Origin of the sequence: Actinoplanes philippinensis, from assembly GCF_900113015.1 — a bacterium.
GTDB classification, from domain to species: domain Bacteria; phylum Actinomycetota; class Actinomycetes; order Mycobacteriales; family Micromonosporaceae; genus Actinoplanes; species Actinoplanes philippinensis.
The window spans coordinates 27,140-47,458 of record NZ_FONV01000008.1 but is presented as its reverse complement, the minus strand read 5'-3'; the positions used below and the strand labels follow the sequence as shown (position 1 = coordinate 47,458).

The following is a 20,319-nucleotide window of genomic DNA, read 5'->3' as shown; positions in this document are numbered from 1 at the left end:
GGCCGCCCCGGCTTCCCTCCGGAACAGTTATCTTTCGACTGCTTCCGATAAGATTTTCGAATGGCTACGTTGCGTGCCCTGGAGTGTCTGGTGGCGGTCGCGGACACCGGGTCGATCACCGATGCCGCCCGGCTGCTGCACTCGTCACAGCCCGCGGTGTCACAACAGATCGCCGCGCTGGAGCGCGAGACCCGCACTGCCCTGCTGCGCCGGGAGGCACGGGGTGTCACGCTCACCCCGGCCGGGCGCGCGGCCCTCGCGGAGGCGCGGCGGGCGATCGACGCAGCCGCGTCAGCGGTGCGCTCGGCCCGGGCCACGGGTGAGGCGGAGGGCGGATCACTGCGCCTGGCCTGCGCGCAGAGCCTGACCGTCCCGTTGCTCGCGCCGGTGATCCGCGCCTGGCACCGGCATCACCCGCGGGTGGCGATCAGCATCCGGGAGGCGGTCAGCCCCGACGGCCTGTTCGGTCCCGCCGACGGCGAGGCCATCGACGTCTTCGTGCTGCCCGGTCCGGTGGACGGCCGTTTCACCACCACGGTTCTCGCCGAGGAGGAGATCGTGGTGACCGCGCCGCGAGGTCATCGGCTGGCCGCGGCCGGAGCGGTGACCCTGGCCGAGCTCGACGGCGCCGACCTGGTGCACTTCGCGCCGGACAACAGCCTGAGCGACTGGCTCGACCGGTCGCTCAGCGCGGCCGGTGTTCGCCTGAGGCCGGTGGTGAGAACGTCGGTGACCTCTGCGGCGCCCCAGCTCGCGGCGGCCGGCCTCGGGATCGCGATCAGCCCGGTCAGTGCCGTCAGCGCCGGCTTTCCCGGCGTGGTCCGCTCCTTCTCGCCACGATGGACCCGCCGGCTGGTCGCGGCGACGCCGGGAGAGCCCGATCCGCTCGCCGCCCGGTTCATCGCCGATCTGCGGACGCGCGGTGTGCGGGTGCCCCGTGATGTGCGGGCCCAGCTGGGCGATGACGCGCCCTGAATCGATCACCGTCATCGCCCGGGTCGCCGGCAGACCGTGCCGACTTCGGTGGAAATAGTCCGAACTCGCGCGATCGAACAGTGAAGACGGACAATTCAATAAGCGGGGTGGAACGACAAGAACCACGTTGTTATCGTCAACATTTGTTCCGTGAATTGATCATCTGAATTCATACCGCCGGGGGCTCCGCCATGCACAGACGTTCTTTCGTGACCTTGACCGCGGCGGGCCTCGGCTCGCTGCTGGCGGGCTGCGGCAAGGACGAGGAGCCCGGCGGTGTGGACCTGCGCAACCCCCCGAAGGGCCCGATCGTCCTCGGCTTCTCCCAGGTCGGCGCGGAGGGCGGCTGGCGCCGGGCGAACACCGCCTCGATCCGGAAGGCGGCCGTGCGCAACCGGATCGACCTGAACTTCAAGGACGCCGGGGGCGACCCGAAGAAGCAGATCGCCGACGTCCACTCGTTCATCGACGCCCGCGTCAGCGTGATCGCGTTCGCCCCGGTGGTCGAGACCGGCTGGGGCGAGGTGCTGCGCCGGGCCCGCGACGCGAGGATCCCGGTGGTGCTGACCGACCGGCTGATCGACGAGACGGACACCTCGCTGTGGGCCAGCTCGATCGGCGCCGAGTTCGCCTCCGAGGGCAACCTGGCCGCCATCTACCTGGAGAACGACTACGCCGGCACCACCGGGACGGTGAACGTCGTGGAGATCCTCGGCGCGAACGGGGCCACCCCGACGAAGCTGCGGGCCGAGGGCTTCGCCGCGACCGCCGCCAAGACCGGCCGCCTCAACATCGTCGACCAGGCGACCGGCGACTGGACGAAGGACGGCGGCAAGGCCGCCATGCGCGAGCTCCTGGAGCGCAACAAGCGCATCGACGCCGTCTTCGCACAGAACGACGACATGGGATTGGGCGCTGTGATCGCTCTCGAAGCGGCCGGAAAGAAACCGGGATCAGCGCCGAAAATCGTCACCGTCGACGGCACGAAAGCGGCGCTTCAGGGCCTCGCCGACGGCAAACTCACCTATGTGATCGAATGCAGCCCGGAGATCGGCGAGCCACTCATGTCGGTGGTCGTCGACCTGTTCCACGGCGGGCGCGTGCCGAAACGGATCCCGTCCGAGAAGGCGGTCTTCGACGCGGAGACCGCCGCGGAGGCCCTGCTCGACCGCACCTACTGAGGCCGGCAGGGCTCCGCGCCGGACATCAGTCGCCGACGGCCTTGAACAGCGCCGCGACCTCGGCCGCCGACAGGTGCCGGAAACCACCGGGCCGCAGGTCGCCGAGGCGGATCGGGCCGACCGCGGTCCGGATCAGCCGGGTCACCGGGTGGCCGACGGCGTCCATCATCCGCCGGACGATGTGCTTGCGGCCCTCGTGCAGCACGATCTCCACCTGCGCGGTCTTGCCGATCGCGTCGACCAGCCGGAACGAGTCGACCTTGGCCGGGCCGTCCTCCAGCTCGACACCGGCCTGCAGGGCCCGGCCGACACTGCGCGGCAGCGGGCCGACCACCTCGGCCAGGTAGGTCTTGTTGATCTCATATGACGGGTGCATCAGCTTGTGCGCGAGCCCGCCGTCGTTGGTGAACAGCAGCAGCCCCTCGGAGTCGGCGTCGAGCCGGCCCACGTGGAACAGCCGCTGCTCGAAGTTAGCGCCGAGGAAGTCGGCCAGCTCGGTGCGGCCCTTCTCGTCGTCGAGGCTGGAGACGACGCCGCGCGGCTTGTTCAGCGCCACGTAGACGAGCTTGGTGTTGGTGATCACCCGCTGCCCGTCGACGTGGATCTCCGCCGTGGCGGGGTCGACCTTGTCGCCGAGTTTGGCGACCCGGCCGTTGACGGTGACGCGCCGCCGGAAGATCAGGTCTTCGCAGGCGCGCCGGGATCCAACACCGGCCGCCGCCAGGACTTTCTGGAGGCGTTCGGCGGTGTCAGCCTGAGGCATCGAGCACTTCTTCCACATCGTCGGGCAGGAACGGGGCGAGCGGCGGCAGCTGGTCGACCGAGTTGAGGCCCAGCTTCTCGAGGAACAACGGCGTCGTCCGGTACAGGTATGCCCCGGTTTCCGGCTCGGTGCCGACCTCCTCGATCAGGCCGCGAGTGACCAGCGTACGCATGACCCCGTCACAGTTCACACCGCGGATGGCCGAGATGCGGGATCGGGTGACCGGCTGTTTGTAGGCGACCACGGCGAGTGTCTCCAGGGCGGCCTGGGTGAGCCGCACCGACTGGCCGTCGAGAACGAACCGCTCGACGTACGCCGCGTACTCCGGGCGGGTGTAGAGCCGCCAGCCGCCGGCCACCCGCCGCAGGTCGATCCCGTGACCGGCCGCCGTGTACCGCGCCGACACGTTCTCCAGCGTCCGCGCGATCCGCTCCACCGGCTGCTCCATGACCTGCGCCAGCTGCAACTCGCCCACCGGCTCGTCGACGACCAGCATGATCGATTCGAGAGCGGCGGCCAGCTCGGCGTCGTCCATCAGCACGCCGGCGGGGGTACGGGCGACGCTGTCGGCGACCGCGGGAACGTCGCCCCGCGGCCTCCGCGGCTGTGCCGGCACCGTGGCCACCACGACCGGCTCGGGCTCCGGCTCCCCCCGTGTGATCTCCGGCTCGGTCCCGGCCACCGCCGCCACAGGCTCCGCCGCCATAGGCTCCGCCGCCACCTCAGCTTCAGCCCCGACCTCGACCTGATCCTCGGGCTCGGTGATGATCGAGGCCACCGGCGCCACCCCGGCCTCGACCTGATCCTCGGGCTCCGTCGCGACCGCGGCCACCGGCGCCACCTCGGGCTCGGCTGCGGGCTCCGCCCCGATCACCGGCTCAACGTCAGCGACCGCCCCGGGCTCGGCGAGCGCCCCGGGCTCGGCGAGCGCCCCGGGCTCGGCGAGCGCCCCGGGCTCGGCGACCGGCCCGGCCTCAGCAAGCGGCTCGGGCTCGAAGCCGGCCTCGGCAGCCGCCTCCGCCTCGGCCTGGTACTCGCGATCGGGCTCCCGTCGCCGCTCCCACGGCGGCACCCACGCCGCCGCCTGGGCGGCCAGCGACTCCGGACGCTCCTCGCTGCTCACGATGTCTCCTCCACGGCCGCCGGGGCCTCGTCGTCACCCGTGCCAAGATCGCCATCAGCGGCGTCCGAGTCAAGCCGCGCGGCCGCGGGATCGTCCGAACCGGTGTCGTCCTCGGCCGGTTTGCTGCCCTCGTAGTCGTCGACGTCCAGCTCGACGTCGCTGTCGCCGCCGATCCACCGGACGGTCAGCTCGTCGAGGGAGACCGGTTGCTCGAAGTCGATCAGCCCTTCGCGGTAGAGCTCCAGCAGGGCCAGGAACCGGGCCACCACCTCGAGCGTGTTCTCGCAGTCGGCGACGAGCAGGCTGAACGTGGCCACCCCGGCCCGGCGCAGCCGATCACGCAGCAGATTGGCATGCTCACGGACACTGACCCGCACCTGGTGGATGTGCGCGATGGAGACCTGCGGCGGCCCCGGCTTGGGCAGGAAACTCTTCAGCGCCAGCTTCAGCAGGCGCTCCGGGCCGATGCCCAGCACCAGCTCGGGGAGCGCGTCCGCGTACCGCTGCTCGAGGGTGACCATCCGCGGCCAGCGACGCGCCCCGGTGGCCTCGAGCTCCGCGATGTGCGCGGCGGCCTCCTTGAACGCCTTGTACTGCAGGAGCCGGGCGAACAGCAGGTCACGCGCCTCCAGCAGGGCCAGGTCCTCCTCGTCCTCCACCTCGGCGGCGGGCAGCAGCCGGGCCGCCTTGAGGTCCAGCAGGGTCGCCGCGACCAGCAGGAACTCGCTGGTCTCGCCGAGATCCCAGTCGTCGCCCATGGCCCTGATGTAGGCGATGAAGTCGTCGGTGACCTGATGCAGCGCGATCTCGGTGACGTCCAGCTTGTGCTTGCCGATCAGCTGCAGCAACAGGTCGAACGGGCCGGTGAAGTTGTCCAGCCGGACGGTGAATCCGCTGGTCTCGATCTCCACGCCGGCGGACACGACGACCGGGACGGCGTCGCCTGCGTCCGGAGGCGGCGGGACGGGCTCTTCAAGCACGTGCCGACCGTAGACCATGCCTGTGACGAGTTCCTCCGGGTGCACGCTCTTCCAACGTCACAAGCGGAGGCAGGGTTGCTCCGCGCACGGGTTACCGGCCGGTTACATTTCCGCACGATCCCGGTTACGCTGCGGCGATGCGGTCACTGATCTCACCCCGGCTGCTTCTTCGCGAGTGGGAGGAGAAGGACATCGACTTCCTCCTCGACATGTACTCGCGATGGGAGGTGGCACGGTTTCTCGGCTCGGCGCCACGGGTGCTGACCGGGCGCGACGACGCGGTCGCGACGCTCACCCGCTGGCGGTCGCGGCAAGACGACGTGCACACGATCTGGGCGATCCAGGACCGGGCGACCGGCCACCTGCTGGGGACGGCGCTGCTGGTCCCGCTCCTCGCCTCCGGCGAGACCCTGCAACCGTGCGACGAGACCGAGATCGGCTGGCATCTGCACCCCAACGCCTGGGGCAAGGGGTACGCCACGGAGGCGGCCAACGCGGTGATGGCCTACGCGGCCCGTTCCGGAATCGAGACGGTGCTGGCGGTGACCTACCCGGAGAACACGGCCTCGCAGGCGGTCTGCCGCCGGCTGGGAATGCGCCATCTGGGCCGGACCGACAGGTATTACAACGCGACCTTCGAGCTGTTCACGAACGCGTCCTGAAACGGGCCGCCGCGCTGTCCGGCCCGGCGGCCCGGCAGATCACTTCTTCTTGTCCTTCTTGGCCTTCTTCTCGGCCTTGGCGGGAGCCTCGACGGCGACCGGCGCCTCGACGACCGGCTCGGCCACGACGGCCTTCTTGGCCTTCTTCACCTTGGCCGGAGCCTCGGCGGGGGCCTCGACGGCGACCGGCGCCTCGACGGCCTTCTTGGCCTTCTTGACCTTCTCGGCCTTCACCGGCTCAACCGGCGCAGCCTCGACCTTCTCCGCCTTCTTGGCCTTTTCCTTGGTCTTCGCCACGTCGGCCTCCTTTCGCAGATGTACCTCACGCGGACCCGGCCGGCGCGCGTGTGTGGACGCGACTATAGACATCGCCGCGAAATCTGGAGGTCGTGATACCGAAGTGAGATGTTCACCATTCCGTTTTCTGGTTGATCGCTCACAGCCGTCCACACAACGGGAAAGCCGGGAGCCGCACGCAATTGCGACTCCCGATGACAGACGTCGACGGCCGGCCGATGTGGACGGTGCTGGTCAGTCCTCCCGGCTGAACAGGACCGCGCAGTCGATCGCGCGGCGCCAGCGGGCGTACTCCCGCTCCCGGCGGCCGGAGTCCAGTGTGGGCCGCCACCGGCCCGCGGAGTGCCGGTTGGCGCGCAGGTCACGCAGGTCCGACCAGTAGCCGACGGCCAGCCCGGCCGCGTAGGCGGCGCCCAGCGACACCGTCTCGGCGACCATCGGGCGGACCACCGGCACCTGCAGGAAATCGGCGACGATCTGCATCAGCAGGTTGTCCGCGGTCATCCCGCCGTCCACGTTGAGCGCGGTCAGGGCCAGCCCGGAGTCGGCGTTCATGGCGTCGACCACGTCCCGGGTCTGCCAGCCGGTCGCCTCCAGCACGGCCCGCGCCAGGTGCCCCTTCGTGATGTACGAGGTGAGCCCGACGATCACGCCGCGGGCCTCGCTGTGCCAGTACGGCGCGTACAGCCCGGAGAACGCCGGCACGATGTAGCAGCCGCCGTTGTCGGCGACCGAACCGGCCAGGGTCTCGATCTCCGAGGCGGTGCCGATCAGCCCGAGCCCGTCGCGCACCCACTGCACCAGCGAACCGGCGATCGCGATCGAGCCCTCCAGCGCGAAGACCGGCCGCTCGTCGCCGATCCGGTAGCCGACCGTGGTGATCAGCCCGTGGCCGGAGCGGACCGGGGTGGCGCCGGTGTTCATCAGGAGGAATCCGCCGGTGCCGTAGGTGCACTTGGCCTCGCCCGGCTCGAAACACGTCTGCCCGAACAAGGCCGCCTGCTGGTCACCGATGGCCGCCGCGATCGGGACTCCGGGAAGGACGGCGCCGGCTGTCCCGTACACCTCGGAAGATGATCTTATCTCTGGCAGCATGACCCTCGGGATGCCGAAGAGCTGCAGCAACTCGTCGTCCCAGTCCAGGGTGGAGAGGTTCATCAGCATCGTGCGGCTGGCGTTGGTGACGTCGGTGATGTGCAGGCCGCCGGTCAGGTTCCAGATCAGCCAGCTGTCCATCGTGCCGAAGAGGACGTCGCCCCGCTCGGCGCGATCCCGGAGGCCGTTGTCGAGCAGCCACTGGATCTTGGTGGCGGAGAAGTAGGTGGCCGGCGGCAGCCCTGTCCGGCTCCGCACGAAATCCGGGTCGATGGTGGAGACGTCGGTCCGCGTGTCCTGCCAGACGATCGCCGGCGCCACCGGCACACCGCTCGCACGATCCCACAGGACCACGGTCTCCCGCTGGTTCGCGATGCCGATCGCGGCCACCTCGGACGGGTCCACGTCGGCCAGCACCTTCCGGATCAGCCGCTGCAGGTCACGCCAGATCCGGGCCGCGTCGTGCTCCACCCACCCCGGCCGCGGATACGACTGCGGATGCTCGGTCCGCACCGCCGACACCACCGTCGCCCGCCGATCGAACAGGATGCACCGCGTCGACGTCGTCCCCTGGTCCACCGCCAGCACATAGCTCATGATCCGGCCACGTCCCGTCCTCGCACCGGTCTCATGATCCGGCCACGTCCCGGGAGATCGATCGGGCGGCTGCCACCACGTGATCGACCAGCGCCGGACGGGCCAGCCGCCGGGTGTCGGTCAACCGCTCCACCGGCCCGGCGATCCCCACCGCGCCGACCACGAGACCGCCGGACGTGCGCACCGGCGCGGCGATCCCGGCGAGCCCGGGCCGCCACTCCTCCACCGACAACCCCCAGCCGCGGGCGCGGGTCTCGGTCAGCGTCCGGGCGAGAGCACGGCGGTCGGTCACTGTCCTGCGGGTGTACGGCTCCAGCCCGCCCGCCACCACCGATGCCTCAGCGGCCGCCGAGTAGGCGAGCAGAACCTTGCCCAGCGCGGTGGCGTGCGGCGGGAGCCGGACCCCGGTGTCCAGCGACTGGGCCGAGTCGTCCGGCCGGAACACGTGGTGCACCACGAGGACCCGGCCGTCGTCGAGCACCCCCAGCCGGACCTCCTCACCACTGCGCGACGCCAGCGCGTCGGCCCAGTTCAGCGCCCGCCCGCGCAGCTCGTTGGCGTCGATGCCGGCCGAGCCGAGATCGAGCAGGCCGCGGCCGAGCCGGTAGCGGGCGGTACGCGTGTCCTGCTCGACGAACCCGACGTGCTCCAGGGTCCGCAGGATGCTGTGCGCGGTGGATTTCGGCAGGCCGAGCGCGTCGGCGACCTCCTTGACGCGCAGCCGGTCCGGCCCGGCCGCGAGCAGGCGCAACACGGCCGACGACCGCTCGATCGACTGGATCAGCCCAGGCACGTGCGACATTGTCGCACGCAGTCCGTTGCCGCACCCCTGAACGCCTCTTAACGTCCCGGACGTCGAGGACAGGAGGCACTTGTGGCGCGGTACGTCGGGGCGATCGATCAGGGCACCACCAGCACACGGTTCATGATCTTCGACCGGGCCGGTCGGGAGATCGGCCGTCACCAGCTGGAACACCGGCAGATCCAGCCGCGGGCCGGCTGGGTCGAGCACGATCCCGCGGAGATCTGGGAGAACACCCTCAAGACCATCGCGGTGGCGCTCGCCGACACCGGGCTCTCCCCGGCCGACCTGGCCGCGGTCGGGATCACCAACCAGCGCGAGACCGTCGTGCTCTGGGACCGGGCCACCGGCACGCCCGTCGCCCCGGCGATCGTGTGGCAGGACACCCGTACCGATTATCTGATCCCGGCCATCGACGCCGAGTTCGTGAAGAGCCGGACCGGACTGCCACCGGCGACCTACTTCTCGGCCACAAAGATCCAGTGGCTGCTGGACAACGGTCTGCGCGACCGGGCCGAGCGGGGCGAGATCCTCTTCGGCACGATCGACAGCTGGCTGATCTGGAACCTCACCGGCGGCCTGCACATCACCGACGTCACCAACGCCAGCCGGACCATGCTGATGGGTCTGGAGTCGCTGGACTGGGACCCGGCGCTGCTCGAACTGTTCGGGATCCCGCGGGCCATGCTGCCGGAGATCCGGTCGTCGGCCGAGGTCTACGGGACGGCGGAGGCCGTACTCCCGGGGGTGCCGATCGCGGCGGCCATCGGTGACCAGCAGGCGGCCTTGTTCGGGCAGACGTGTTTCGAGCCGGGCGAGGCCAAGTGCACCTACGGCACCGGCGGATTCCTGCTGATGAACACCGGCACCACCCCGGTCCGCTCCGGCCACGGGCTGATCACCACGGTCGGCTACCGCTTCGGGACCGACGCCCCGGTCTTCGCCCTCGAAGGCTCGATCGCCGCCTGCGGCGCCGCCATCCAGTGGCTGCGTGACCAGCTCGGCGTCCTGGAGACGGCCGGCGACAGCGAGACCCTGGCCGGGCAGGTCGACGACAGCGCCGGCGTCTGCTTCGTGCCGGCCTTCTCCGGCCTGTTCGCGCCCTACTGGCGGCCGGACGCCCGCGCCGCCATCGTCGGGCTGTCCCGCTTCCACACCGCCGCCCACATCACCCGGGCCGCCCTCGAAGCCATCTGCTACCAGACCCGCGACGTCGTCGAGGCGATGGCGCAGGACTCCGGGACCGCCCTGGACTGCCTCCAGGTCGACGGCGGCGTCACCGCCAACGCGCTCTGCATGCAGTTGCAGGCCGACATCCTCGGGGTCCCGGTCAGCCGGCCGGCCGTCGCCGAGACCACCGCGCTCGGCGCCGCCTACGCGGCCGGGCTGGCCGTCGGGTTCTGGGACTCCCTGGACGACCTGCGCGCCAACCGGCACGAGGACCGGCGCTGGCAGCCGTCCTGGCCGGCGGCCCGGCGCACCGAAGGCATCACCCGATGGAGAGCGGCCATCGACCGCACCCTCGACTGGGTCAGCGTCGGCTGACCCGCTGGAAAAGAGGATCAGAATGAAAACCGGAGTGATCTCGCCCCAGGCCCGTGCCAAGGCCCTCGAAGCCATGTCGTCCGGCCCCGAGCTGGACGTCCTGGTCGTCGGCGCCGGTGTGGTCGGCGCCGGGTCGGCGCTCGACGCCGCCACCCGTGGCCTCTCCGTCGGCCTCCTCGAAGCCCGCGACTTCGCCAGCGGCACCTCCAGCCGGTCCAGCAAGCTCATCCACGGCGGCCTGCGCTACCTGGAGATGCTCGACTTCAGCCTGGTCCGGGAGGCGCTGCGGGAGCGCGGCCTGCTGATCCAGCGACTCGCCCCGCACCTGGTCCGGCCGGTGCCGTTCCTCTACCCGCTACAGAAACGCGCCTGGGAACGCCTGTACGTCGGCGCCGGCGTGGCCCTCTACGACATCCTCGCCCTCTCCGGCGGCGGCGCGGGTGTGCCCGTGCACCGGCACCTGAGCCGGGTCGAGGCCCTCAAGGCGTTCCCGTCGCTGCGCCCGGAGACCCTGGTCGGCGCGATCCGCTACTACGACGCGCAGGTCGACGACGCCCGGCACACCATGTTCCTGGTCCGCACCGCTGTCGCCAACGGCGCGCACGTCGCCTCCCGCACCGAGGTCACCGGTTTCCTCCGGGAGGGCCGCCGGGTCGTCGGCGTCCGCGCCCGCGACCTGGAGACCGGCGCCGAACTGGAGATCCGCGCCCGCACCGTGATCAACGCGACCGGGGTGTGGACCGGTGACAGCCAGGCGCTGCTCACCGGCGAGCACGGCGAGTTCACCGTCACCGCGAGCAAGGGGATCCACCTGGTGGTGCCGCGCGACCGGATCGCCGGCCGCACCGGCATGATCCTGCGTACGGCCACCAGCGTCCTGTTCGTGATCCCCTGGGACCAGCACTGGATCATCGGGACCACCGACACCAAGTGGGATCTGGACAAATCCGACCCGGCGGCGTCCGGCAAGGACGTCGACTACCTGCTCGACGAGGTCAACAAGGCGCTCGCCGTGCCGCTGACCCGCGACGACGTGCAGGGTGTCTACGCCGGCCTGCGGCCACTGCTGTCGGCCGAGGCGTCCAGCACCGCGAAACTGTCCCGCGAGCACGCCGTCGGCAACCCGGTGCCCGGCATGATCGTGGTGGCCGGGGGCAAGTACACGACGTACCGGGTGATGGCCAAGGACGCCGTCGACGCCGCCGTCCGGGAACTGTCCGCCCGCGTCCCCGCCTCCTGCACCGACCAGGTCCCGCTGCTCGGCGCCGACGGCTACCGGGCCGCGTGGAACCGGCGCGCCGCCCTGGCCCGCGAGTCCGGCCTCACCGTCACCACGATCGAAAACCTGCTGCGCCGGTACGGCACGCTGGTCGACGAGGTGCTGTCCCTGATCGAGGCCGACCCGTCCCTCGGCCGGCCCCTGGACGGCGCCCCCGGCCACCTGCGCGCCGAGATCCTCTACGCGGCCAGCCACGAGGGCGCCCGGCACCTCGACGACGTGCTGTCCCGGCGTACCCGGATCGCTTTCGAGACCCCCGACCGCGGTGTCGCCGCGGCCCGCGCCGCCGCCACCCTGATCGCCCCGGTCCTGGGCTGGTCGGAGGCCGACACCCTCCGGGAGGCCGAGGCCTACGAGTCCCACGTGATCGCCGAGCTGGCCGCCCAGCAGCAGCCCGACGACGCCACCGCCGACGCCGCCCTCCGCCGCACCACCCTGGCCACCGCCGCCTGATCGAGAGGCTCCGGCGTGCGAGGGGGCACGCCGGAGCACTCCTGTCGCCGGCCGGCTCCCAGGGCCGTCCCCGCGGTCCGGCGGCAGCCCTGGTGACCAGCCGGCCGGATCGGCTCGCGACAGCGGCTAGCCTCGGTCGGCCCGGGAACGGGCTTCGCTTCCGGCCGGGCCGCGCGGGCGTGGGAGCGGGCGCCTGGCCGGGGCCAGTGGCGGACGGCCGGCATGGGTGGTGGTGCCGAGGGCGAAGGCGATCGTGGCGACCACGGTGACGGCGCCGCACAGCAGCAGGGTGCCGGTGTAGCCGAGCAGGGAGACCGCGCCGCCGCCGACGATGCCGGCCAGGACCATGCCGGCGGTGCTGGCGTTGGCGAACAGGGTGGTGGCCCGGCCGGTGGCGGGGGCCATCGTGTCCTGGAACCAGCGGATGCCCGCCGCGCCGACGACGGCTATCGCGATGCCTCGGACCACCTGGCCGGCCGCCAGCAGGATCATGTCGTCGGCCAGGACGGTGAGGGCGAAGAAGAACACGAAGCCGCCCATGCCGGTGAGGATGACCAGGCGCTGGCTGATGTGGGCGGGGACCGCGGCGAGCAGCAGGGCGGCGATGACCTCGACGGCGGCGCAGACGCTGAACAGGACGCCGACGGCCGCGTCGTCCTGGGCCAGCTCGCCGGTGACGAACAGGGGCATGACCACCGAGGCGGCGAACATCGCGGTGAAGAAGAGGGTGACGCCGACCGTCGGCAGGACGGTGGTGCCTCTCGGCCGGCGGGTGTCGGGCCGGTCGTCGGCGACCGCCGATGGGTGGGGCGGGCCGGGACGGGGGACGGCGATCAGCACCCAGACGGCGGCCACGGCCAGGACCACGGCGGCGGAGCGCGGGATGGCGGGGAACCCGGCGACGGCACGGACCGCGGCGCCGATCAGCGGGCCGGCCGCCCAGGCCAGCGACCACACCGAGCGCAGCAGGGCCACCGAGCGGCCGGCCGCCGAGCCGTCGCCGAGCAGGTGCCGGCCCAGGGCGAAGAGCTGGGGGAACGCCGCCGCCAGCGCGCCGAGCAGGGTGACGGCGAGCAGGAGGAAGAGGGGGTACGACCGGATCAGCGGCATCAGCCAGAGGGCGACGCCACCGCACAGCATGGACACGGCCGCGTACAGGCGGGAGGGCCGCCGGTCGAAGCCGCGCCCGGCCAGCCACGCGATCATGATGCCGGCCGCGCCGTGGACGGACACGAAGACGCCGGTCTCCAGTGGGGTCAGACCGGCGTAGTCGGTCACGAACAGGACGAAATAGGAGCCGACCATCGAATCGGCCACGCCGAGCAGCAGCACAGCGACAGCCAGTGATATCGACATCGCTCAAACATTAACCGCGGTGGCGGAGAAAAACAGCAGGGCGACCGGCCGTACGGCACGGAAACCGCGGGACGGAGCCGGTCTCAGACCCAGATTCGCAGGAAGAGGACACCGAGGAAGTCGATGACCCGCAGCAGGATCGGGTAGTTGAGGGGAAAGAACCCACACGCCAGCAGGACCAGCGCGCCGATGTTCTTGTCCTCGAACCAGAGCCGTAGCCAGGCCGTGCTCGGGCCCGGCTTGCGCAGCGCGTTGTACATGATGCCGAAACCGTCCAGCGGCGGGATCGGGATCAGCGCCAGAAGGCCGAACGTGAGCAGCCCGACGCCCAGCGACAGCACGATCTGCCCACCGGCGGCCAGCGGCTGGAACCCGCGCAGGATCACGCCGGGCGGCAGGCCCAGCCATTCGGCCGGAAAGAACAACGCATACCCGGCGATGAGCAGCTCACCGGCGAGGATGCAGGCGACCGGCCCGGCGGCGAAGACCGCGGCGGCCCGGCCACGGCCACGCCAGCGGGGCACCTCGTCGACGGTCACCTGCCGGCCCCAGCCCATCCCGCCGATCGCCGCGGACACAGCGCCGAACGGGTCGATGTCGTGGCGCAGACTGAACCGCATCGGCGGGCGGCCGTCACCGAGCCCGACGACACGGGCCGTGAACCTCATGGCCACGGTCCGCAACGCCAGGCCGAGCAGGAAGGCGACGACCAGGGCGACGAACGCCACGGGTTCGCCGAGAGCGAAGAGCACGGTACGGGAACCTAGCCTCGATCTGCCTGGGCGGCGATGACCTCGCGAGCGAGTTGACGGTAGTTACGCGCGCCGGACGACGCAGGGTCCAGCGTAGTGATCGGCGCGCCGGCCACGGTCGACTCGGGGAACTTCACCGTCTTGGTGATGACCGTCTGGTACACCTTGTCGCCGAACGCCTCGACCACACGCTGCAGAACCTGACGGCAATGCGTGGTACGCGAGTCATACATCGTGGCGAGGATGCCCTCGAGCTCGAGATCGAAGTTGAGCCGCTCCCGCACCTTGTCGATGGTGTCGAGGAGCAGCGCCACTCCGCGGAGGGAGAAGAACTCACACTCCAGGGGGATGAGCACACCGTGCGCGATGGTCAGCGCGTTGATCGCCAGCAGGCCCAGCGAGGGCTGGCAGTCGATCAGGATGAAGTCGTACTCCTTACGGACCGAGCGCAGCGCCCGGGCCAGCGCCATCTCCCGCGCGACCTCGTTGACCAGCTGGATCTCGGCGGCCGACAGGTCGATGTTGGCGGGCAGCAGGTGCAGACCGGCCACGTCGGACTTGATGATGACGTCCTCGGTGCTGACGTCGTCCTGCATGAGCAGGTTGTAGACGCTCAGGTCGAGGTTGTGCGGGTTGACGCCCAGCCCCACCGAGCAGGCGCCCTGCGGGTCGAAGTCGACGAGGAGGACCTTGCGCCCATACTCCGCCAGCGCGGCGCCCAGGTTGATGGTGGTCGTCGTCTTGCCGACACCACCCTTCTGGTTGGCCAGCGCGATGATGCGGGCCGGGCCGTGCCGGTCCTTCGGCATCGGCTCGGGGATGGGCCGGCGCATCGTGTAGGCCGTGGGGTCCGCGGGACCCAGGTCGGCGCCGAGGTCCAGCGAGTTCTGCTGTTCCCGGAGAGTGGAGGTCCAAGCCTCTGCGCGCTCGCCGTTCCCTGACATGTTCCTCGCCCCCCTTCGACTCGCAGCCGGAGCCGATGCCCGACTGTACGCCACCCGCCCCGCCCCGAAAGGGTTCAGCCGTTCGGCGTGTCGCGCCTACGCATCCATAGCCTCTAACGAGCCCGCGGGTGTGCGGTCGCGTACACCTCACGAAGGCGTTCGACGGTCACCAGGGTATACACCTGCGTCGTGGTGACCGAGGCGTGTCCCAGCAGTTCTTGCACCACCCGTACGTCGGCTCCACCATCGAGCAGATGCGTCGCGTACGAGTGACGCAGCGTGTGCGGGCTCACCGCGTACGGGCCGTCGACGGGCAGGCCCACGGCCAGGGCACAGCGGTGCAGGACCGTCCACGCGCTCTGCCGCGACAGCCGCCCCCCGCGGGCGTTCAGAAACACGGCGGGCGTGCCCCGGCCCGACTCGGCCAGCGAGGGCCTGGCCCGTACCAGATAGGCCTGCAACGCGGCCCGCGCGTAACCGCCGACCGGGACCAGCCGCGTGCGCCCGCCCTTGCCCCGCAGGATCACCCCGGGATCGGTCTCCAGCTCCAGGTCGTCGATGTCGGCGCCGACCGCCTCGGAGATCCGCGCGCCGGTGCCGTAGAGGAACTCCAGCAGCGCCCGGTCGCGCAGGCCGAGCGGCGACTCCGGGTCGGGGACTGCCAGCAGCCGGCCGACCTGGTCGGTGTCCAGGGCCTTGGGCAGGCGTTTCGGCGGTGCGGGTGGCCGTACCTCCGAAGCCGGGTCCTGGGCCGCCAGCCGCTCCCGGACCGCGAACCGGTGCAGCCCGCGGACCGCCGAGATGGCGCGCGCCGCGGACGCCGACGCCAGGCCCTCCTCGCGCAGCCGGGCCAGGTGCCCGGTGACGTGCGCCGGCCGCACGTCACTGAGATCCTCGACACCCTCGGCGGCCAGCGCTTCGGCGTAGCGGTCCAGGTCGCGCCGATAGGACGCGAGCGTGTTGCGGGACAGGCCGCGCTCGACCGTGAGGTGGTCCAGATAGCTCTTGATCGCCCGGTTCAGGCTCAGCGCAGCACCTCCGTCAACGGTATCGAGGGCAGCCCGTGCGCCTCGGCGACCGGGCCGTAGACGACGTTCCCGTCGAACGTGTTCAGGCCGGCGGCGAGCGCGGGATCGGCGCGCAGGGCGCCGCGCCAGCCGCGGTTGGCCAGTTCCAGAGCGTACGGCAGAGTGACGTTCGTGAGCGCGTAGGTGCTGGTGTGCGGCACCGCCCCGGGCATGTTCGCCACGCAGTAGAACATCGACTCGTGCACCCGGTAGGTCGGGTCGTCGTGGGTGGTCGGCCGGGAGTCCTCGAAGCAGCCGCCCTGGTCGATCGAGATGTCCACCAGCACGCTGCCCGGCTTCATCCGCGACACCAGCTCGTTGGAGATCAACGTCGGCGCCTTCGCGCCCGGCACCAGGACCGCGCCCACCACCAGGTCCGCGTCGAGGACGGCCTTCTCGACCTCGTACGAGTTCGACGCGATCGTCTGGATGTGCCCGCGGTAGTCCGCGTCCACCGCCCGCAGCCGGGCCACGTTCTTGTCCAGCAGCAGCACCTCGGCCTGCATGCCGAGCGCGATCGCGGCCGCGTTCAGCCCGGACACGCCCGCGCCGATCACCACGACCTTCGCCGCGTACACCCCGGGGACGCCGCCCATCAGCACGCCGCGCCCGCCGCCCTGCCGCATCAGGTGGTACGCGCCGACCTGCGGGGCGAGCCGGCCGGCCACCTCGGACATCGGGGCCAGCAGCGGCAGCGAGCGGTCCGGCAGCTCGACCGTCTCGTACGCCACCCCGGTCACCCGGCGCTCCACCAGCGCGTCCGTGCACTCCTTCGACGCGGCGAGGTGCAGGTAGGTGAAGAGCACCTGCTCCGCGCGCATCCGGTGATACTCCTCCGGCACCGGCTCCTTGACCTTGAGGATCAGCTCGCCGAAACCCCACGTCTCGTCGGCGTCCGGCAGGATCACCGCCCCCGCCGCGCGGAAGTCGGCGTCGCTGATCGAGGAGCCGGCCCCGGCTCCGGACTGGACGGCCACCTCGTGACCGTTGCGGGCGAGCTCGTAGACGCCCGCCGGGGTGATCGCCACCCGGAACTCGTTGTTCTTGACCTCGCTGGGAATGCCGACCTTCATCTGCCGGACGTTACCCCTGAGCTGCTGATCCATCCGGATTCGTGCACCGGGATCCCCCGGTCGACGGTCCGGGCTGTACGGTTCCACCCGATGAGCGGCTTTCCCTGGCTGGTGGTGGACCAGAACACCGACGACGGTGAACTCGTGATCGCCGCGTGCTCCGACATCGACGGTCTGTTCGTCGAGGTGCCCCAGCCACCGGTGGAGCGATACAGCCTGCTCGGCTGCGAGCCGGCCGGGCGGCTGGCCGCGGCCTGTGACGGCGCCGGCCCCGCCTGGCTGGGCAACGTCGGCCTGGACGCCATCCACCCGCCGCAGTCCAAGCACCCGGCGCACTGCTGGCACTGCGCCGAGGAGCTGCTCGACATCACGGTCCTCGACGCCCGCCCGTCCACTCTCGGCCGCGGCCTGCTCGACGTGACGCTGGAGGGCCGGCTGCGGATCGAGGAGCTGGCCCGGTTCGCCCGCGGCGCCGACAAGGCCCCGGACGCCGACGGATATCTGCTGGTCGGGGTCACCGGGACCGGCGAGGAGGACTTCGGCGCGTGCCGGGAGGTCGCCGGGGTGTTCCGGTCCCGGCCGACGCCACCGCCGCGCGGCGCCACCCTGATCGGCTGCCGCCCCGAGCCGCCGCTGCAGCGGGCGCTGGACGCGCTGAGCCGCGGCGCGGCCCCACGCCGCCGCTGGATCCAGGGCTCGATCTTCAGCGTCGACCGGGACGGCACGGCGGTCGGCATGGTCGGCGCGGGCCTGGGGGCCGAGGTCGCGGAGGTACGGCCGTCGCGCCTCGGTGACGGCCTGGTCGACGTCACCCTGCAGCCCACCTACGGCGACGCGATCGGTGGCCCCCGCCCGGCCGGGGCGCGCACGGTCTGGCAGCGCTGGCGGGCCGGACGGCCGGACGTGCACGGCGAATGGGCCGAGTACGACGCCGACCTGCGCCACGAGTGGGGCGGGGTGGCTCTCGCGCACCACGAGCAGCGCCCGGACCGGCCGACCGGCACCCGGTACCACATGGCCGGGCGGCACATCACCGACGTCGAGGGGTTCTTCTGCGCCATCGGCGAGGCGATCAACGGGCCGGGCGGCTACTTCGGGTGGAACCTGGGCGCCCTGCACGACTGCGCCAACGGCGGCTGGGGCGCGGCGCCGGGGTTCCGGCTGGTCTGGCACGACTCCGAGGTGGCGCGTACGCATCTGGTGCCCGGTTACGACCGGCGCTGGTGGACCCCGGCCGTGACGATGGACGACCTGCTCGGCTACCTGGCCGACTCCGGCGTGGATGTGGAACTTCGCTGACCGTTTTTGTCCAAATCGCAGCGGGGCAGGTAGATTTCTGCCATGCCGGTCGATCTCAACACCTCTCTCCCCCATTCGGCCCGGATCTACGACTTCCTGCTCGGCGGCAAGGACAACTTCGACGCCGACCGCAAGGCCGCCGCGGAGATCGTCAAGCAGTCCCCCAGCCTGCCGATCTCGATGCGCGCCAACCGCGACTACCTGGCCCGCGCCGGCCGCTTCCTCGCCGCCGACCTGGGCATCCGCCAGTTCCTGGACATCGGGACCGGGCTGCCCACCTCGCCCAACCTGCACGAGGTGGTGCAGGGCGTGGATCCGGCGGCACGGATCGTCTACGTCGACAACGACCCGATCGTGCTGGTGCACGCCCGCGCCCTGCTCACCTCGTCAGCCGAGGGCTCGACCGCCTATCTGGATGCTGACCTGCGCGACACCGACACCATCCTGGCCTCCCCCGAGGTCGCCGCTCTCGACTTCAGCCGTCCGATTGCGATCAGCCTGGTCGCGATCCTGCAGTTCATCACCGACGAGGCTGAGGCGTACCGGATCATCGATGCCCTGCTGGAGCGTCTCGTGCCCGGCAGCGCCCTGGCCATCTCGACCGTGACCGCCCACAACGAGCAGGCGGTCCTCGGCGCGAAGGCGTACACGGCCCGCGGCATCCCGGCCAAGCCCCGCACCGACGACGAGGTCCGCCGCCTGTTCCGTGACCTCGACCTGGTCGACCCGGGTGTCACGCTGGTCAGCCGCTGGCGCCCGGCCGGCCCGGTCCCGGACGACTTCCACGTCCAGATGTCCGGCGGGGTGGCGGTCAAGCGCTGACGTCGCGCTTGCTGACGGTGAGGCGGTGCGGCTCGGTGTCGGTCTCGCCGATGCCGAAGGAGATCACGCGCCGCGGGTGGATGCGGATGATCGCCTCCGGGCCGTCGACCGCCTCCCCGTCGCCTCGGATCTCCAGGCAGCGGACCCGCCACGGATCGGTGGAGGGCAGGTCGTCGACGACGAAGGCGACCCGGCCGTTGGCGGCCACGTTCCGGAACTTGCGGCTGGCCGCCATGGAGAAGCCACGGATGTCGATCGTCGCGGTCTCCGGGTTCCAGGTGAACCCGACCGGGCTCACCTGGAGAGTCCCGTCCGGCTGCACGGTGGCCAGACGCCCGAGCGGCTGCGCGGCGAGATATTCCAGCTCTGACGCGGTGAAGGTCATCGGCTCAGACTGCAACCTCGATCAAGGTTGAGGTCAACCCCGGCCGCGCTCGGGCATCGTCGTGTAGTCGGTGAAGCCGACCACGTTGCCCCACGGGTCGGCGACCTCGACGGTCCAGCCGGTGGCGACCGGGAACGGCTCGGCCAGCGGGGCCACCCCCGCCTCGGCCAGTCCCGCGGCGGCCGCACGGGCGTCGGCGACCTCCAGCCACAGGCGCGGGCCGGTGGCGGCGCCCGCGGCCTCCGGGGTCTGCCGCACCATCAGGCCGGGCGTCTCGTCGCCGAGCCGGAAGAGAGCCACCCCGGCGCCGTCCATGCGGAACGCGAGCGGCAGCCCCAGCCGGCCGGCGTAGAAGTCCACCGCCGTCGCGAGGTCCCCGACGGCGAACAGCACATTGTCGATCCCGCGGACCGTTGTCATCTCGCGTACTCCTCAAGGCCGAACAGTTCGATGGCATCGGTGAGGGCAGCCGCCAGCCGGCGCAGCCGCTCCGGGTCGGCGCCGGTCTGGCGCAGCCGCACCGGGCCCGCGACCGGCGCCTGCTCCAGCAGCTCCCGGCCGCGGTCGGTGATCTCGACCAGACGCCGCCGGCGGTCGGCCGGATCGGGCGCCAGGGCCACGAAACCGCGCCCGGCGAGCCGGTCGAGCAACTGCCCCAGGGTCGCCGGGTGCATCACCAGCCGTTCCCGCAGGCCGGCCAGGGGCACCGGCGGACGCCACTCGGCCACGATCCGCAGGATCGCCAGCTGCGCCCCGGTCACCCCGAACCGCTGCTCCAGCTCCCGGTTGAGGCCCGCGACGGCCTGATCGAGCCGGGTCCAGGCCTGAACGGCCGCGAGCGCTTCGCCACTCACCACCCAGATACTATG

At 71.4% G+C, this 20,319-nt stretch carries 21 protein-coding genes; 7 read left to right on the top strand and 14 right to left on the bottom strand.

Annotated elements, in window-relative coordinates:
* Positions 1–60 precede the first annotated feature (60 nt).
* Together BM290_RS21400 and BM290_RS21395 are read left to right on the top strand one after the other, a co-directional pair.
* A complete protein-coding gene (locus BM290_RS21400) occupies positions 61–975 on the top strand; it encodes a LysR family transcriptional regulator (protein WP_093616791.1) in 915 nt (304 codons plus the stop codon).
* A gap of 209 nt (positions 976–1,184) precedes the next feature.
* Positions 1,185–2,156 carry an ABC transporter substrate-binding protein gene (locus tag BM290_RS21395; protein ID WP_239143974.1) on the top strand — a complete coding sequence of 324 codons (972 nt, stop codon included), beginning with the start codon at positions 1,185–1,187 and terminating at the stop codon, positions 2,154–2,156.
* A gap of 25 nt (positions 2,157–2,181) precedes the next feature.
* Here BM290_RS21395 and BM290_RS21390 read toward each other — a convergent pair whose 3' ends face one another.
* Genes BM290_RS21390 through BM290_RS21380 form a run of 3 tightly spaced genes read right to left on the bottom strand, consistent with a single transcriptional unit; the run spans position 2,182 to position 5,040 of the window.
* Positions 2,182–2,937, bottom strand: coding sequence for a pseudouridine synthase (locus tag BM290_RS21390; protein ID WP_093616787.1), 756 nt, complete (start codon positions 2,935–2,937; stop codon positions 2,182–2,184).
* A complete protein-coding gene (gene scpB / locus BM290_RS48505; RefSeq protein WP_177319828.1) occupies positions 2,906–4,042 on the bottom strand; it encodes an SMC-Scp complex subunit ScpB in 1,137 nt (378 codons plus the stop codon). The genes BM290_RS21390 and scpB overlap by 32 nt, the downstream gene beginning before the upstream one ends.
* Positions 4,039–5,040 carry a segregation and condensation protein A gene (locus BM290_RS21380; RefSeq protein WP_177319827.1) on the bottom strand — a complete coding sequence of 334 codons (1,002 nt, stop codon included), beginning with the start codon at positions 5,038–5,040 and terminating at the stop codon, positions 4,039–4,041. Before BM290_RS21380 ends, scpB begins: the two co-directional genes overlap by 4 nt.
* A 119-nt stretch (positions 5,041–5,159) precedes the next feature.
* Between BM290_RS21380 and BM290_RS21375 the strand changes: the two genes are divergently transcribed.
* On the top strand, positions 5,160–5,684 hold the full coding sequence (locus tag BM290_RS21375; RefSeq protein WP_093616785.1) for a GNAT family N-acetyltransferase: 525 nt from the start codon (positions 5,160–5,162) through the stop codon (positions 5,682–5,684).
* A gap of 39 nt (positions 5,685–5,723) precedes the next feature.
* Here the strand turns inward: BM290_RS21375 and BM290_RS21370 are convergent, their stop codons facing one another.
* The 3 genes from BM290_RS21370 to BM290_RS21360 all read right to left on the bottom strand — a co-directional run bounded on the left by BM290_RS21370 (position 5,724) and on the right by BM290_RS21360 (position 8,466).
* Positions 5,724–5,981: a hypothetical protein gene (locus BM290_RS21370; protein ID WP_093616783.1), complete on the bottom strand. Its 258-nt coding sequence runs from the start codon at positions 5,979–5,981 to the stop codon at positions 5,724–5,726.
* Between the two features lie 234 nt (positions 5,982–6,215).
* On the bottom strand, positions 6,216–7,673 hold the full coding sequence (gene glpK / locus BM290_RS21365) for a glycerol kinase GlpK (protein WP_093616781.1): 1,458 nt from the start codon (positions 7,671–7,673) through the stop codon (positions 6,216–6,218).
* A gap of 31 nt (positions 7,674–7,704) precedes the next feature.
* Complete coding sequence (locus BM290_RS21360) at positions 7,705–8,466, bottom strand: IclR family transcriptional regulator (RefSeq protein ID WP_093617443.1); 762 nt, start codon at positions 8,464–8,466, stop codon at positions 7,705–7,707.
* An 81-nt stretch (positions 8,467–8,547) separates the two neighbouring features.
* Between BM290_RS21360 and glpK (BM290_RS21355) the strand changes: the two genes are divergently transcribed.
* Both glpK (BM290_RS21355) and BM290_RS21350 read left to right on the top strand, forming a co-directional pair.
* Positions 8,548–10,020 (top strand): glycerol kinase GlpK, encoded by a 1,473-nt coding sequence (glpK, locus tag BM290_RS21355; RefSeq protein WP_093616779.1) that lies wholly within the window; start codon positions 8,548–8,550, stop codon positions 10,018–10,020.
* Positions 10,021–10,042: 22 nt separating this feature from the next.
* On the top strand, positions 10,043–11,752 hold the full coding sequence (locus BM290_RS21350) for a glycerol-3-phosphate dehydrogenase/oxidase (RefSeq protein ID WP_093616777.1): 1,710 nt from the start codon (positions 10,043–10,045) through the stop codon (positions 11,750–11,752).
* 126 nt (positions 11,753–11,878) lie between these two features.
* On the opposite strand, the gene BM290_RS21345 is transcribed toward BM290_RS21350, so the two are convergent.
* From BM290_RS21345 to ald, 5 genes are all read right to left on the bottom strand, one after another.
* Positions 11,879–13,108 (bottom strand): MFS transporter, encoded by a 1,230-nt coding sequence (locus tag BM290_RS21345; RefSeq protein WP_093616775.1) that lies wholly within the window; start codon positions 13,106–13,108, stop codon positions 11,879–11,881.
* A gap of 83 nt (positions 13,109–13,191) precedes the next feature.
* Positions 13,192–13,860, bottom strand: coding sequence for a zinc metalloprotease (locus BM290_RS21340; protein ID WP_093616773.1), 669 nt, complete (start codon positions 13,858–13,860; stop codon positions 13,192–13,194).
* Between the two features lie 11 nt (positions 13,861–13,871).
* On the bottom strand, positions 13,872–14,804 hold the full coding sequence (locus tag BM290_RS21335) for a ParA family protein (protein WP_093616771.1): 933 nt from the start codon (positions 14,802–14,804) through the stop codon (positions 13,872–13,874).
* Between the two features lie 113 nt (positions 14,805–14,917).
* On the bottom strand, positions 14,918–15,814 hold the full coding sequence (locus BM290_RS21330; protein ID WP_177319858.1) for a site-specific tyrosine recombinase XerD: 897 nt from the start codon (positions 15,812–15,814) through the stop codon (positions 14,918–14,920).
* 14 nt (positions 15,815–15,828) lie between these two features.
* The gene (gene ald, locus BM290_RS21325; RefSeq protein ID WP_093617439.1) at positions 15,829–16,944 is read right to left on the bottom strand and encodes an alanine dehydrogenase; all 1,116 of its coding nucleotides are present in this window, start codon (positions 16,942–16,944) and stop codon (positions 15,829–15,831) included.
* A gap of 90 nt (positions 16,945–17,034) precedes the next feature.
* Here ald and BM290_RS21320 point away from each other — a divergent pair, with 90 nt between their 5' ends.
* On the top strand, positions 17,035–18,243 hold the full coding sequence (locus BM290_RS21320; RefSeq protein ID WP_093616769.1) for a barstar family protein: 1,209 nt from the start codon (positions 17,035–17,037) through the stop codon (positions 18,241–18,243).
* A gap of 42 nt (positions 18,244–18,285) precedes the next feature.
* A complete protein-coding gene (locus tag BM290_RS21315; RefSeq protein WP_093616767.1) occupies positions 18,286–19,065 on the top strand; it encodes an SAM-dependent methyltransferase in 780 nt (259 codons plus the stop codon).
* Here the strand turns inward: BM290_RS21315 and BM290_RS21310 are convergent.
* From BM290_RS21310 to BM290_RS21300, 3 genes are read right to left on the bottom strand one after another with little or no spacing between them, the layout of a single operon-like run.
* The gene (locus BM290_RS21310) at positions 19,055–19,450 is read right to left on the bottom strand and encodes a PPOX class F420-dependent oxidoreductase (RefSeq protein WP_093616765.1); all 396 of its coding nucleotides are present in this window, start codon (positions 19,448–19,450) and stop codon (positions 19,055–19,057) included. The genes BM290_RS21315 and BM290_RS21310 overlap by 11 nt on opposite strands.
* Before the next feature lie 33 nt (positions 19,451–19,483).
* Entirely contained in the window at positions 19,484–19,870 is a 387-nt protein-coding gene (locus tag BM290_RS21305) for a VOC family protein (protein ID WP_093616763.1), read from the bottom strand.
* A complete protein-coding gene (locus BM290_RS21300) occupies positions 19,867–20,304 on the bottom strand; it encodes a MarR family transcriptional regulator (protein ID WP_177319826.1) in 438 nt (145 codons plus the stop codon). Before BM290_RS21300 ends, BM290_RS21305 begins: the two co-directional genes overlap by 4 nt.
* Positions 20,305–20,319 lie beyond the last annotated feature (15 nt).